The 13,002-nt window shown below is 58.4% G+C and carries 10 protein-coding genes; 8 read left to right on the top strand and 2 right to left on the bottom strand.

Annotated elements, in window-relative coordinates; genetic code table 11:
* The first annotated feature begins 1 nt into the window (after nucleotide 1).
* The 3 genes from ASH00_RS14645 to ASH00_RS17255 are packed head-to-tail and all read left to right on the top strand — an operon-like array spanning nucleotide 2 to nucleotide 3,418.
* Nucleotides 2-1,132, top strand: a complete 1,131-nt coding sequence (locus tag ASH00_RS14645; protein WP_056549759.1) for a glycosyltransferase family 4 protein — start codon at nucleotides 2-4, stop codon at nucleotides 1,130-1,132.
* Nucleotides 1,092-2,303 (top strand): glycosyltransferase, encoded by a 1,212-nt coding sequence (locus ASH00_RS14650; RefSeq protein ID WP_157359160.1) that lies wholly within the window; start codon nucleotides 1,092-1,094, stop codon nucleotides 2,301-2,303. Before ASH00_RS14645 ends, ASH00_RS14650 begins: the two co-directional genes overlap by 41 nt.
* Nucleotides 2,300-3,418, top strand: a complete 1,119-nt coding sequence (locus ASH00_RS17255; protein ID WP_056549763.1) for a glycosyltransferase — start codon at nucleotides 2,300-2,302, stop codon at nucleotides 3,416-3,418. The genes ASH00_RS14650 and ASH00_RS17255 overlap by 4 nt, the downstream gene beginning before the upstream one ends.
* Nucleotides 3,419-3,422: 4 nt before the next feature.
* On the opposite strand, the gene ASH00_RS14660 is transcribed toward ASH00_RS17255, so the two are convergent.
* Entirely contained in the window at nucleotides 3,423-4,775 is a 1,353-nt protein-coding gene (locus ASH00_RS14660) for a lipopolysaccharide biosynthesis protein (protein ID WP_157359161.1), read from the bottom strand.
* Nucleotides 4,776-5,044: 269 nt separating this feature from the next.
* On the opposite strand from ASH00_RS14660, the gene glf reads away from it, so the two are divergent.
* Genes glf through ASH00_RS14680 form a run of 4 tightly spaced genes read left to right on the top strand, consistent with a single transcriptional unit; the run spans nucleotide 5,045 to nucleotide 9,827 of the window.
* Complete coding sequence (glf, locus tag ASH00_RS14665; protein WP_056549767.1) at nucleotides 5,045-6,232, top strand: UDP-galactopyranose mutase; 1,188 nt, start codon at nucleotides 5,045-5,047, stop codon at nucleotides 6,230-6,232.
* The gene (locus ASH00_RS14670; RefSeq protein ID WP_056549769.1) at nucleotides 6,229-8,241 is read left to right on the top strand and encodes a glycosyltransferase; all 2,013 of its coding nucleotides are present in this window, start codon (nucleotides 6,229-6,231) and stop codon (nucleotides 8,239-8,241) included. Before glf ends, ASH00_RS14670 begins: the two co-directional genes overlap by 4 nt.
* Nucleotides 8,193-9,101: an ABC transporter permease gene (locus tag ASH00_RS14675; protein WP_056549771.1), complete on the top strand. Its 909-nt coding sequence runs from the start codon at nucleotides 8,193-8,195 to the stop codon at nucleotides 9,099-9,101. The genes ASH00_RS14670 and ASH00_RS14675 overlap by 49 nt, the downstream gene beginning before the upstream one ends.
* Nucleotides 9,102-9,827: an ABC transporter ATP-binding protein gene (locus tag ASH00_RS14680; RefSeq protein ID WP_056549773.1), complete on the top strand. Its 726-nt coding sequence runs from the start codon at nucleotides 9,102-9,104 to the stop codon at nucleotides 9,825-9,827.
* Here ASH00_RS14680 and ASH00_RS14685 read toward each other — a convergent pair.
* Complete coding sequence (locus ASH00_RS14685; RefSeq protein ID WP_056549775.1) at nucleotides 9,824-10,984, bottom strand: glycosyltransferase; 1,161 nt, start codon at nucleotides 10,982-10,984, stop codon at nucleotides 9,824-9,826. The two genes, ASH00_RS14680 and ASH00_RS14685, sit on opposite strands and share 4 nt — an antisense overlap.
* A gap of 121 nt (nucleotides 10,985-11,105) precedes the next feature.
* On the opposite strand from ASH00_RS14685, the gene ASH00_RS14690 reads away from it, so the two are divergent.
* Nucleotides 11,106-12,905, top strand: coding sequence for an ABC transporter ATP-binding protein (locus ASH00_RS14690; protein ID WP_056549776.1), 1,800 nt, complete (start codon nucleotides 11,106-11,108; stop codon nucleotides 12,903-12,905).
* Nucleotides 12,906-13,002 lie beyond the last annotated feature (97 nt).

Raw genomic sequence — 13,002 nt, forward strand, 5'->3', positions numbered from 1 at the left:
CGTGAAGATCCTTTTGGCGAGCCGCATCTTTGCCCCGGAATCAGGTGCTGCGGCCTATCGACTTGCAGCACTCGTCACAGGTCTACAGGCGGCCGGACATGATGTCACCGTATTCACGACACGAGCACCCGGTGCGGCCCGCTCCCAACCGGGGATTAGTCGGTGGCCCGTACTACGTGACCGTGGCGGGGCAGTTCGCGGGTACATGCAGTATGCAAGCTTCGACCTACCACTGTTCTTCAGGCTGCTCTTCGCCAGCGAGTATGACGTTCTGGTAGTGGAGCCTCCACCCACCACCGGCGTGGTAGCGCGCCTCGCATCCGCCCTCCGACGCAAGCCTTATATCTACTTCTCCGCGGATGTCAGCTCCACCGCTGCAGAGGGCATCGGTGTGTCCCCAATCATCGTGCGGATCCTCAAGACGATCGAGCGCAGTGTGCTTCGCGGAGCGGCCGGAGTTTTGTCGGTTTCGCCCGGGGTGACCGCCGCGGTGCATGCAATTGCCGGAGATGACGTGCCTGTTGTTGAAGTCGGAACTGGTGTGGACACTCGGATTTTCACTCCCACTGGTCTCCGTCGGGATGAGGGCAGAACCCTGGTATATGCCGGGACGATGTCTGAGATTCAAGGAGCGGGCATCTTTGTCGACGCGTTCCTCAAGATTTACCAAAAGCACCCCGGGGCTCGCTTGTTGATGTACGGGCAAGGCGTCGAACTGGAAAACCTGCGGCACCGCTCAGTTCCGGCCGGTGACCAGATTAGGTTCCCGGGATCGGTACCCGGTCCTGAGGTTGCGATTGCCCTACGCTCGAGTGCAGCAGGGCTCGCGTCAGTCAGGCCCTCCCGCGGATATGACTTCGCCTTTGCCACTAAAGCGCTCGCAGCGTTGGCTTGTGGTACTCCCGTAATCTATTCAGGCGTCGGACCTCTGGCGGACCTCATCCGACCAAATAATCTGGGGTGGACCGTTGCCTGGGACGCTGATCAGGTCGCGGATGCGATGGATCTCGCATTGACCGCTCCGGTGAGCGAGGCTGATAGGGATCGGATCTCAACATGGACCAGCGCATCGTATTCGCTCACGGCCGTAGGTGGCAGAGCAGCACAGGCGGTCACGGATTTCGTCCGGTAGGGAAGCCGTCGATGAGTACAAGTATTGTGTCACGAAGCAAGGGGAAATGAGTCCATTGAAGGTCCTCGCTGTTACCACCTGGTACCCCTCGCAGGGGACACCAACTGAAGCGCCCTTCAACCATGAACATGTGAAGGCCGTCTTGCATCACCATGAAGTCAAAGTGATTCACATCCGACTTCACTCGACTGATCGCATCGCTCTGGACCATTATGACGGCGTCGAGGTGGTGCGTCTGCCGATCAGCCTCCAGCGACCATGGACCGTCATCGGCACCCTCGCCCGGGTCATACGGGAGCTCCGAGCGTCTGAGATGCTCCACACCATGGCATTCTCAACAGTGCTCGTGATTGCCCCGGCCTGGATTCTGACTCGACGCCCTTGGGTGCATACCGAACATTGGAGCGGGGTGCTCAATCCGGCGAGCGTGAGCCGCCGGTGGGAACGTTTCGCCTGGTTCCGGCACGCGTTGGCGCTGCCGCACAGGGTTACTGGCGTGACTCGGCAACTGGCAGGACGTCTTCAGGAATTCGCTCGTACCGATTCGACAAGCGTCGTGCCATGTGTGGTGGAGAATGACCGTGATATCGTTCCACGGCACTCGGATGGCACCCTTCGTTTGATCGCTATCGGCCGTGTTGCCGAGGGCAAGCGACCTTTGCTTGCACTTGACACGATAAAGGTCCTTGCGGACAAGGGTGAAGATGTTCATTTCGAATGGGTGGGCGGCGGACCCATGAAAGACGAAGCCTGCGCTTATGCCATGCAGCTCGGCATTGAAGAGCGGGTTCGATTTGTGGGGCCAGTACACCCTTCCACAGTCTTACAACGCCTCGAAGGTGCGGATATGTTCTTTCTTCCCTCTAGGCAGGAGAACTTTTTCACCGCCGCGGCGGAAGCACTCTCTGCAGACAGGCCGGTTGTGGCCGCCGCCGCGGGCGGTTACGACGACTACTGCACTCCGGACAACAGCGTGCTCGTTGAAGATGCCACGCCTGAAACGCTGGCAGATGCGATACTCCTCGCTCGGGGTAGGTTTGCTAGTTACAGCCCGGGACAACTCGCAGAACCCATCCGCTCACGGTTCAGCTCGCCTGCAGTGGGATCGCTCTTCGATAGTGTCTATGGGGCTGCTTTGAGAGATTTCCACGGCCGCACGGTGAATCAATGACGCAGGTCGGAGGCGCAAGGAATCGGTCGAGCGATGTAGCTGTCGACCTCGTCATTGCGGTTCACACGCTCACTCGTCCGATCGGGCGTGCAGTCGAATCGCTTTCCTTGTCCGGGCTCGAGTTGAATAAGCCTGGCGGACTGCGCATAACGGTTGTGTGCCACAACGTTCAGGTAGCGGACATAAGCCCCCGAATTTCCGCGAATCTTCGAGATCAGGTCCGTTACATGCAACTCGACGACGGGATACACAGTCCTGCTGGGCCCCTCAACTTCGGCCTCGACGCAGCCACGGCTCCCTATGTTGCAGTGATGGGAAGTGATGATTACCTCGAGTCGAGAGCGCTCAGGAACTGGCTGCGGATTGCTGAGGACCGGAGTTCCGACGTCGTTATTGCCCCCCAGCGTCACGCGAATGGACGAAAAGTCCGAACGCCGGTCCACCGTGTGGGACGAACACGAAAGCTCGACCCTGTGCGGGACCGCCTCACGTATCGAACGGCACCTCTAGGATTGATTCGCACGAGTGAAATGCGCAGGCTGAAGCTCACTTTTGTAGCTGGATTGCCGACGGGCGAAGACCAGGAATTTTCTGCGAAGCTATGGTTTGGCGGAGGACGAATCGATTATGCAGCTGGAGCACCCCGGTACGTGGTTGGTGCAGACGCGAATGATCGGGTGACCTGTACCCGCCGGTCGGTCGAAGATACCCTCAGGTTTGCCTCCATGTTCGTGGACAGCGACTGGTTCACTGGCCGAAGCTTGGGTGATCGCCGGTCAATGGTAGCCAAGTTGGTAAGGGTTCATATTTTTGGATTACTGGAGACCCGAAGTGAGTCAGGAGGATGGAGCGGGAAGGACAGATATGAGCTGGCATCGATCTTACGCGCCGTCCTTGCTTCCGCGGAGGGATCGTTGGAACCATTCAGCAGGGCTGATTGCCGCGTGGCGAATGCCATTCTTGATCCGGAATTTCCGCAGGAGCGTCTTATGGAGTTGGCTCGTGCACGGCGAGCGTTCCTCTCGCCCACAACGTTCCTTCCGATGCGAATCAAGGCTGCGATGACCCCGGAATCGCCGCTCCGTTTCTTGCCCGCAGCAGCATTGCTTCGCTGACGGTTCAACGGCGCCGATGAAGGAACGTCTTAGCCCATCGCAGTCCGCTGGAGAAGGAAGCCCGGTTGATGAGGGACCAGATCAATATGAAGGCGACGGTACAGGCGACATTCCACCACTGCGAACCGTCGGTGAGCTTTTGGCCGAAGAGCGCTCCCGCCATGAGTACGTAGGCCGTCAGGAGGCGTCCCAACACGGGAAACCATGGCATGGAGTCTCGCCTCCAGACGATGAGGAACGGAACAACGCTGCTGACCAACGCGCCGGTCATATAGCCCACAGCAGATCCGAAGGCACCTAGAATCGGCCCAAGCCACGCCATGATTGCCAGGCCAAGGACCAGGGAAACAACATTGACCGCGGCCAGTTCGCGGATACCGCGAGCTTCAGTACCGTTCAGTCTGGCGTTGGCAGCGTTGAAGCTCGTTGCCGAAACAGCAATGAACAGTAGACCCAGATAGACCGCGCCAGCCGCGAAGTCCGGCCCAAAGACGACAAACATCACGGCTTGCGCCCAGAAGACACCAATGGCAAACAGCGGCATGAAGAAGGCCACGGTGATGTTCATGATCCTTGCCAGCTCTTGCCGCATGCCCGTGAGATCGCCCGAAGCGTAGCGGGTCACGAGTGTTGGCCCCATTGCCGTGAGCATTGCGCTGGAGAGCATGGAGGCTGGTGTTGCCAGTTGCACCGCGGCACCGTAGAAACCCAGCTCAGCGGTGCTAGCCCACTGACGTGCGAGCACGATGGACAGCTGCAAGAGACCACCTGCCGCCATGATGTTCAGGGACGACCAGGCGGTGAACCGAAGAATCTCTTTGCGCCGTACAGAATCGAGGCGCCCCACACTGCCGAACGGCCACGCTGTAATGGCAAATATGGCGTATCCAGTGATGAGAGGAGCCAAAAGGAGCGCGGACCACCCGGCGACCAGCACCCCGGTCAGCAGCGTTAGGCTGACCGTGGAAGCAATGATGTCCCAGAGCGCGGTGGTCCGGAAGTGGCCATAGCCAACGCGCAGCCCCCTGGAGAAGTTATATCCAGCCAGGCTCAGGGTCAGCGCGCCCGCCATAAGGCCTGCGAACCATCCCGCCCCAAATTGGAAGCTCACGACGAGGGATGCAACAACGGCGAGGATCGCGCCGCCGATCGCGGATGAGACAGCAACGAACCGCTGCGTGGAGCGGGCGGAATTGAGGTCGCCTTCGCCTCTTGCCATGGCAATAAATTTGCCTGCAGCATTTCCACCAGCAGATGGCCAGAACAAAACGAGGAAGGAGGAGAGGGCCAGTACCGACGCCAGCTCGCCGAGCGCTGCCGGGCCCAGAATGCGCCCTACGAGGATGCTATAGGCCAATCGGGTGAGGCCTTGCACGAACACTCCAGCAACAGTCAGTCCGAAAGCGCTGCCAAGCTGGGTGGAATTATGCGCGAGGACAGGAGATGGGAAAAGGGCTGCTCTAACGCTGCTACGCACTCTCACGCGCCCGGATTGGTGTAGGCCATACCCTGAATCTTATCGAGCCAACAGCTGCGCCAGGATCAGGCGGTAGTGCTGAGTCAGGTAACCTAGTCCCCGCGGGGGTTCGTATCTGTGGCCCCTTTTACATCAACACAGGAGACTTCGTGAACGTTGACCTCGTCGTCGTAGGTTCGGGCTTTTTCGGCCTGACGATCGCTGAGCGGGCAGCCCAGGAATTGGGGCTCAAGGTGGTTGTACTGGATCGCCGCCACCATATCGGTGGTAACGCCTACAGCGAAAAGGAGCAACAGACCGGAATCGAGGTTCACCGCTACGGCGCCCACCTTTTCCACACCTCCAATGAGCGGGTGTGGGAGTACGTCAACCGGTTCACTACGTTCACTGACTATGTGCATAAGGTCTACGGTGTCCACAAAGGCGAGGTTTATTCCCTCCCGATCAACCTCGCCACGATCAATCAGTTCTTCCGCGCCAATCTGACTCCGCGTCAGGCACAGGAGCTAATCCAGGAGCAGTCGGGTGAACTCGCCGGCACTGATCCTCAGAACCTCAATGACAAGGGCATCCAGCTCATTGGTCGGCCGCTCTACGAGGCCTTCATCAAGCACTACACGGGAAAGCAGTGGCAGACTGATCCCAAAAATCTGCCAGCGGAGATCATTTCTCGGCTCCCCGTTCGGTACAACTACGACAATAGGTACTTCAACGACAAGTACGAGGGCCTTCCGACAGGCGGCTATACCGCCTGGATCCAGAAGATGGCGGAGCATCCAAATATCGAGGTCCGCTTGAATACCGATTTCTTCGACGAGTCCCACGAATACTCCAAGGAGAAAGTAGTTGGCAGGGTGCCGGTTGTCTACACCGGCGCCGTCGACCGCTATTTTGATTACTCCGAGGGCGACCTTTCCTGGCGTACCATCGACTTCGAGGAAGAAGTGCTCGACGTCGGCGACTTCCAGGGTACGTCCGTGGTGAACTACAACGACGACGACGTCCCTTATACCCGCATCATCGAGCCGCGCCACTTCCACCCTGAACGCGAATATCAAACGGAACAAACTGTCATCATGCGGGAATTCTCGCGTTTCGCCGACAAGGGCGACGAACCCTATTATCCGATCAATACTGAGGACGATCGAGCCAAGCTGATCGCCTACAGGGATCTGGCGAAAGGGGAAGACATGGTGTTGTTCGGTGGGCGTCTGGGTACCTACAAGTATCTCGACATGCACATGGCCATCGGGTCCGCCCTGTCCATGTTCGATAACAAGATCAAGCCCCATTTTGACGGCGGAACGCGACTTGAAAGCGGAGGGGTAGACGTATGAGTACAACGGCGACGACGGCATCGCTGGATAGCACAGCAGACAGTGGACGCTGGGAAGTCCTGCAGCGAGTCATTCTGCCGAGCGAGAGCAACTTGGACACTGCCGCGCTCTACATCGACACCGGCAGCGCGCTCAGCGTGCAGCTGAATACAATGGACGGTAGCGCTGGAACGGACCGCTCATCCTCGGGTAGCTTCAGCAGTGCGAAGCAAATTCACGCTGAAGACTTCCGCTCCCGGCATTCGACCCTCATTCGCCGTGGCGAGCGTCTTTCGTTCGGCAGTTACTTCAATGCCTTTCCCGCCAGTTACTGGCGCAAATGGACTTCTGTTCAGAATATAAGGTTGTCCGTCTCCACGGTCGGCGGCGGCAGCATCAGTGTGTATAAGTCGAACGCGCGAGGCTCGCTGCAGCACGTGGAGACCAGCCGGGTTTCGGAGTCCGCAACCACCAACTTCGACCTCTCTTTGAAGCCTTTTGGAGACGGCGGTTGGTACTGGTTTGACCTGGTTGCCGGCGCTGAAGACTTCGTCCTTGAGTCCGCCCAGTGGCAGGCCCAGGGGGAGGAGCGGCGTGCGGGCAGCATCACGCTGGAGATAACCACGCTGAACAAGCCGGACTTCTGCCTGAATAATCTGCAGATCCTCGCAAACCATCCGGAAAACCTTAAGCACCTCAAGGAAATCTTGGTTGTGGATCAGGGTACCCAGAAGGTTGCCGACGAGCCGGGCTTCGATGAGGTGAACGAAGCGTTGCAGGGAAAGCTGCGCATCATCGACCAAGACAACCTCGGCGGTTCCGGCGGGTTCGCGCGAGGCATGTACGAGGCCGTGGAGAATGGTAGTGACTATGCACTTCTTCTCGACGATGACATCGTCGTCGAGCCAGAAAGCATTTCCCGGCTACTGACGTTTGCTGACCGATGCAAGAGCCCAACTATCGTGGGCGGTCATATGTTTGATCTTTATAACCGTACTGTCCTACATACGTTCGGCGAGATAGTAAACCCTTGGCGCTTTCAACCGGACCAGCCACTGGCCGATCAGACCCTCGGACATGATTTTGTCCGCTCGAACCTCCGCCAGACACCATGGCTGCACCGCAGGGTTGACGTTGACTATAACGGCTGGTGGATGGCTCTAATCCCCACGGCAGTTATCCGGGATATAGGTTTGTCGCTGCCTATCTTTATAAAGTGGGATGACGCCGAGTATGGGTTGCGCGCAAAAGCCGCCGGCTACCCGACAGTTTCAATGCCAGGGTCCGCAGTATGGCATGTTTCCTGGATTGATAAGGACGACTTGGTGGGTTGGCAAGCATATTTCCATACGAGGAACCGCATCATTGCGGCACTGATTCACAGTCCGTACGAGCGTGGTGGACGGGTGATCCGCGAGTCGGGATACATGGACATCAAGCATCTAATCTCCATGCAGTACTACACAGCAATGGGCCGAGTCATGGCCCTGCGTGATGTGCTGAAGGGGCCTGGCCAGCTACATTCAATCCTTCCTGCCAAGCTGCCGCAGATCAGGGCCATGGCAAGTGAGTTTCCTGATTCCCAGTTCAAAAACGATCCAGACGCCTTCCCTGGCCCCAAGATGAACAAGCCTCCACGCCACGGCATGGGATTCAGGGCTCCGTCCTATCTCCAGCTAGTACCGTGGGCTGCCAAGACCATCGCGCGCCAGTTGAGCAAGCCCGTCGATTCGTCCAGTAAACAGCGCCCGCAGGCGTTCATTGCGCATCAGGACAACAAATGGTGGCGGATGTCGCAGTACGATAGCGCCGTGGTCTCGAATGCGGAGGGTACGGGCGCGTCTTGGTATCAGCGTGATCCCCGTAAGTTGCGGGCGCTGCTGGCGGAAGCCGCTCGGCTCAACGCCGAAATCCTGAGGGAGTGGCCTCGGTTACGGGCCCTGTATCGGAAGGAGTTGGCCGACATAACTTCTTTCGAGGCATGGAAGAGTACTTTCGAGGCCCATTCTCGGAAGAGTTCGCAAGATTGAGTGCCGAGCTGACGACGCCAGGGCTGGGGCGCGGTCTGAAGGACGTTCTCCGGTCACGTTTCCTCCTGAAACTGCTGGTCGGAAAGGAACTGAAGGTCCGCTACCGCGGCTCGGTTCTGGGACTGCTCTGGTCGTACGTCAAACCTGGCGTCCAGTTCGTCGTCTTCTGGTTCGCGCTCGGAGTCTTTCTCGGGATGAACCGCAACACGGAGAACTATCCCATCTACCTCTTTTCTGGAATAGTGCTCATTAATTTCTTCACTGAAGCGCTGGGCAACGCGTCGCGTTCCATCGTCGGTAACGGTGGCCTGATCAAAAAGATCTACCTTCCGCGGGAACTGTTCCCTGTAGCTTCGGTTTGGGTTTCTGCTGTGCACTTCGTGCCGCAACTGGTCGTGCTCCTGGTTGCTTGCCTATGGACCGGTTGGTCACCGGGAATACTCGAGCTTGGCGCCGCAATAGCCGCGTTCGGGATAGTTGCGCTACTGGCGACCGGCCTGGGCCTGTTCTTCGGGGCAGCCAACGTGTATTTCCGGGACTCGGAGAACTTCGTCGACATGCTTCTCATGATCGCGACGTGGGCGTCGCCGGTCCTCTACTCGTGGACGATGGTTCGCGATACCCTCGGAGCGAGCTTCCTGACGCTCTATCAGCTCAACCCCCTGACCGTTGCGGTCGAACTGTTCCACTTCGCGTTCTGGAAACCGACGACAGGCGCAGCAACCGACCCCGCCACTCTGGTCCCCCCAAACCTATTCAGCATTTGGGCACCGGTGGCAGCCGCAATAGCGGTGCTCGTGATCCTGCTAGGCCAGTACACATTCCGCCGCCTTGAGGGGCGCTTCGCTCAGGAGCTATAAGTGAGTACAGCAATTGAAGTCGAGGGCGTGTCGAAACAATTCGTTTTGAGGCATACCAGGTCCATCAAGGAAGCCTTCGTCTGGCTGATGAAGGGCCGGAAAGGGGACCTGTCTGAGAAATTCCATGCTTTGAAGGAGATCAACCTCGTCATCTCCCAGGGTGAGGCGGTGGCCCTGCTTGGCCTGAACGGTTCCGGAAAGAGCACGCTCCTGAAGCACATTTCCGGTGTGATGCTGCCGGATTCGGGGAAAGTGCGAACGCGCGGCCGCGTCGCGGGGCTAATCGAGGTGGGAGCCGGATTTCACCCTGACTTGAGCGGGCGGGACAACGTTTTTCTCAACGGAGCAATCCTGGGGATGTCTGAAGCCCAAATTCGGGACCGCTTTGATTCCATCGTCGAGTTCTCCGAGATCGGGCAGTTCATCGATACCGAAGTGAAGTTCTATTCTTCGGGTATGTACCTACGACTCGCGTTCTCGGTTGCTGTCCACACCAACCCGGAAGTATTTCTGGTTGACGAAATTCTGGCTGTTGGTGACGAGCCGTTCCAGAAGAAATGTATTGCGAAAATCAAGGAGCTCGCAGCTGCAGGCAAGACATTGGTCGTGGTTAGCCACGATCTGGACTTAGTCGCCCAAATCTGCGAACGGGGCGTCATCCTTGATCACGGGCAGATTTCCTTTGATGGGGCCGTTGATAGGGCAGTGGCCGAACTGCGGCGCTAGGGCTGGCGGGGCTGCCCGCCAGCGATGAGCGCTTCAACTATGCGCCGACATACCTGCTCATCCCGCTGGTTACTCAGGGCCTCGGCCGCTGCATGGGCGCTCGCCTTGAAGGCCCGCACCTGGTCAATCGTAAGTGTGCTCAGGGCTTCCATGAGAGCTCGCGTTGTGTGGGAGGCCGCAACTACTCCCAATGAATATTGCTCAATAAGACTTGATGTTTCGACAGCTGGACTGAAAACGATCGCAATGCGTGCCTGGACATAATCAAAGAACTTGTTGGGCAGCATCAACTCATGATTCTTCGTTCGCGGCGGAAGCGAAAATACTCCAACATCGTAGGCGTTGAGCACTTTCGGCAAACTGTCCGGTCGTACCGGAGCGTGGAACGTTATCCTTTCTGAACCCTTGGCCCTCCGGCGGAGCATGCGAAGGTACCGCCCGCCGTCGCGAGCCCCGACCAAATAGAGGTCGAGGGTGAATCGTTCGTCCAGGAGATGAACCGCGTCGATCATGCATTCAAGGTTTCTGCCGGGAATTGCTGCGCCGCTGTGCACGAGGCGGATCTGATGGGAGTTCGTCTCAGACGGCACAAGTTCCTGTCGAGGGCCTGCATTGCGCACCACCATGACATTGCAGCCGAAGCGTTCCTCGTACAGAGCGGCAATGGAGGAATTGACCGCCGTCACAGCCGCAGTCAGCGGCAGGAACCGGTCACAGACCTCCGTCATGTAGGGCTTAACCAGCAAGCGCCATATAGGTACATGTGCCCGTTCCTCTGGCGCCCATTCGTGCATGTCACCCCACACGGGCGTACCCCGGGCAACACGGTGCGCCAAAGGCAGCGCACGCGCCTCGTTAGCCACTACCAGGTCGAAGCGTCCTGCGTCTTTGAGCAGGGCGTAGGCCTGTCGCACCGCGGGGGCCTCGAGGCTATCGACCGGAAAGCGTCCGGTTGCAAGCCGAAGGACGCCGCCTACGGTTTGCGGCAGCGACGCCAGGGACTCGTCAATTTCAAGATGCTCTGTGGAACCGTCAGGTCTGGTGCCGTAGCTGACGGTGGTAACCTCGCCGTAATCTGCAAGAATCCGCAACTGCCGCTTAACCCTGGAATCCGAACTGATGTCCGAGAAGGAAATGCACAGGATGCGGTTGGCCATGATCCCAAGCCTATCGTTAGCGCAGAGGTGCCGAGGAAGACCCAAACGGCCCGTAAGGAGGCTACGCATCCGTCGCCGTTCACCCGGTTCTCCCGGCGAACTGCGATATTCTGCGGAGAACATGAAATCACTGATCGCGATCAACAGGCGTCTATTGGGCGTGCTTCCTGCATCCGCACGCAAGTTCCTGATTAAGTACGCGGTCCTCTCCTCACTACTGTCGCTGATCGACGTTGTTGCCCTGAGCCTGTTGGCCATTGTGATGTCTGGAATAATTTCCGGACGGCCGGTTCGGCTTGGTCCACTGGGAGAAGTAGCCGAGGTGAGCCAATACATCGGCGTTCTCGTGGTGTTTTGTCTACTCATCATCCTCAAGAGCGGACTGAATATCGCTCTGCTCCGGTTCGCCACTTCTCGCTTCGCCTCGCATGAGGTTGCGATCGGCGACCGATTACTCGCAGCATATATGCGCGCGCCGTGGGTAGACCGACTCAAGCGGAATTCTGCGGAGCTGGTGAGGTCAGTGGATTCAGGCGTCTCGATCACCGTGTCGGGAGTCCTGATGCCCTCGATGGGCCTTGCCGGCGAGGTCGTCTCAGTGCTCGCCGTAATCGTCGTCCTGTTAGTGGCCAATTGGATCACAGCAGTCACCGCCATCATCTACCTCGGGCTGATCGCCCTATTCCTGTCGAGAGGCATCTCACGCAGGGCAGTCGCGAACGGTCGCCGTAACCGGCAGTTCTCCTTCAAAACTGTTCGGCTGCTTACTGAAGCGATGGGTGCCCTCAAGGAGATAACTTTGAAGGGCACTACCGAGGATATTGAACGTGCTGTTCATGCCAACCGAGTACATTCCTCGAAGGCAAGGGCGCTCGCCGTATTTCTCGGTCAGGTGCCCCGGTTCGTTCTTGAATCCGCGCTCATTGCAGGGTTTCTCCTGGTCGGAGGCGTCGGTATCTTGACCAGCCCAACCGGTGTCGATCCCGTTACCAATGCACTCGGGTCCATCGCGTTGTTTGGGGTTGCGGGATTCCGAATCATTCCTTCTCTCACGCGTTTCCAGTCAATTCTCTCGGCGGTTCACTCTGGCACACCTTTCGCCGAACAAGTTCTCGAAGACATTCACGAGGCAGAGAAGCGCGCGGGAGATACATCGGGACCCGACTCAGCTGCAATGCCCGCAGGGCTGGCAGAAATCACGCTCGACCTGGTCAGCTTCACATATCCCGGTTCCGACAAGCCGGCGTTGGAGGAAGTATCCCTCACAATTCCGGCAGGATCGCGAGTAGCCGTGGTCGGATCCTCAGGAGCGGGCAAATCTACGCTGGTCGACCTCTTCCTTGGCCTGTTGACACCAAACTCCGGTGAGATCCGTGTGGGGGGCGTGCCGATGCAGCATGTACTCAATGCCTGGCGTGCGCGAGTGGGATATGTTCCCCAGGAGGTGAGTCTCTTCGATGCTTCCATCGCACAGAACGTCGCGTTGACCTGGGATCCGGACGGCGTCGACCTGGACCGTGCACGATACGCGTTGGAACGAGCACAGCTGCTGGAGACGGTTGAATCCCGTCCCGATGGAATTCTGGGTACGGTAGGCGAACGCGGAATGTCCCTCTCAGGAGGCCAGCGGCAAAGACTGGGCATTGCACGGGGCTTATACGTGGATGCGTCGGTGCTGGTCCTGGACGAAGCGACCAGCGCCCTAGACACGGCCACCGAGTCAGCGGTGATGGGGGCGATTGCCGAGCTGGAGGGAGAAGTGACAACGATTACGGTCGCCCACAGGCTTTCGACGATACGCAATAGCGATATCGTGTTCTTCTTTGCCGAGGGCCGGCTTGCAGCGCAGGGCCGGTTCGATGAAGTGGTTGCGAAGGTTCCCGATTTCGCGCGTCAGGCGGCGCTGGCGGGACTCTCATGATGGAAGGACAGCCCGCAGGAGTGAAAGATGCCCTACCGGAGGTTGGAAGACCGCCAAGAATTCTTGTGCTCTCGTTCTCTCCAATCCACCGGGACCC

Source organism: Arthrobacter sp. Soil782 (assembly GCF_001428435.1).
GTDB lineage: Bacteria > Actinomycetota > Actinomycetes > Actinomycetales > Micrococcaceae > Arthrobacter_D > Arthrobacter_D parietis.

Excerpts from the sequence above, each read along its gene's own strand:
- ASH00_RS14685 (WP_056549775.1), bottom strand. The coding sequence starts at position 10,984 with ATGGCCAACCGCATCCTGTGCATTTCCTTCTCGGACATCAGTTCGGAT.
- ASH00_RS17255 (WP_056549763.1), top strand. The coding sequence starts at position 2,300 with ATGACGCAGGTCGGAGGCGCAAGGAATCGGTCGAGCGATGTAGCTGTC.
- ASH00_RS14670 (WP_056549769.1), top strand. The coding sequence starts at position 6,229 with ATGAGTACAACGGCGACGACGGCATCGCTGGATAGCACAGCAGACAGT.
- ASH00_RS14690 (WP_056549776.1), top strand. The coding sequence starts at position 11,106 with ATGAAATCACTGATCGCGATCAACAGGCGTCTATTGGGCGTGCTTCCT.
- ASH00_RS14675 (WP_056549771.1), top strand. The coding sequence starts at position 8,193 with ATGGAAGAGTACTTTCGAGGCCCATTCTCGGAAGAGTTCGCAAGATTG.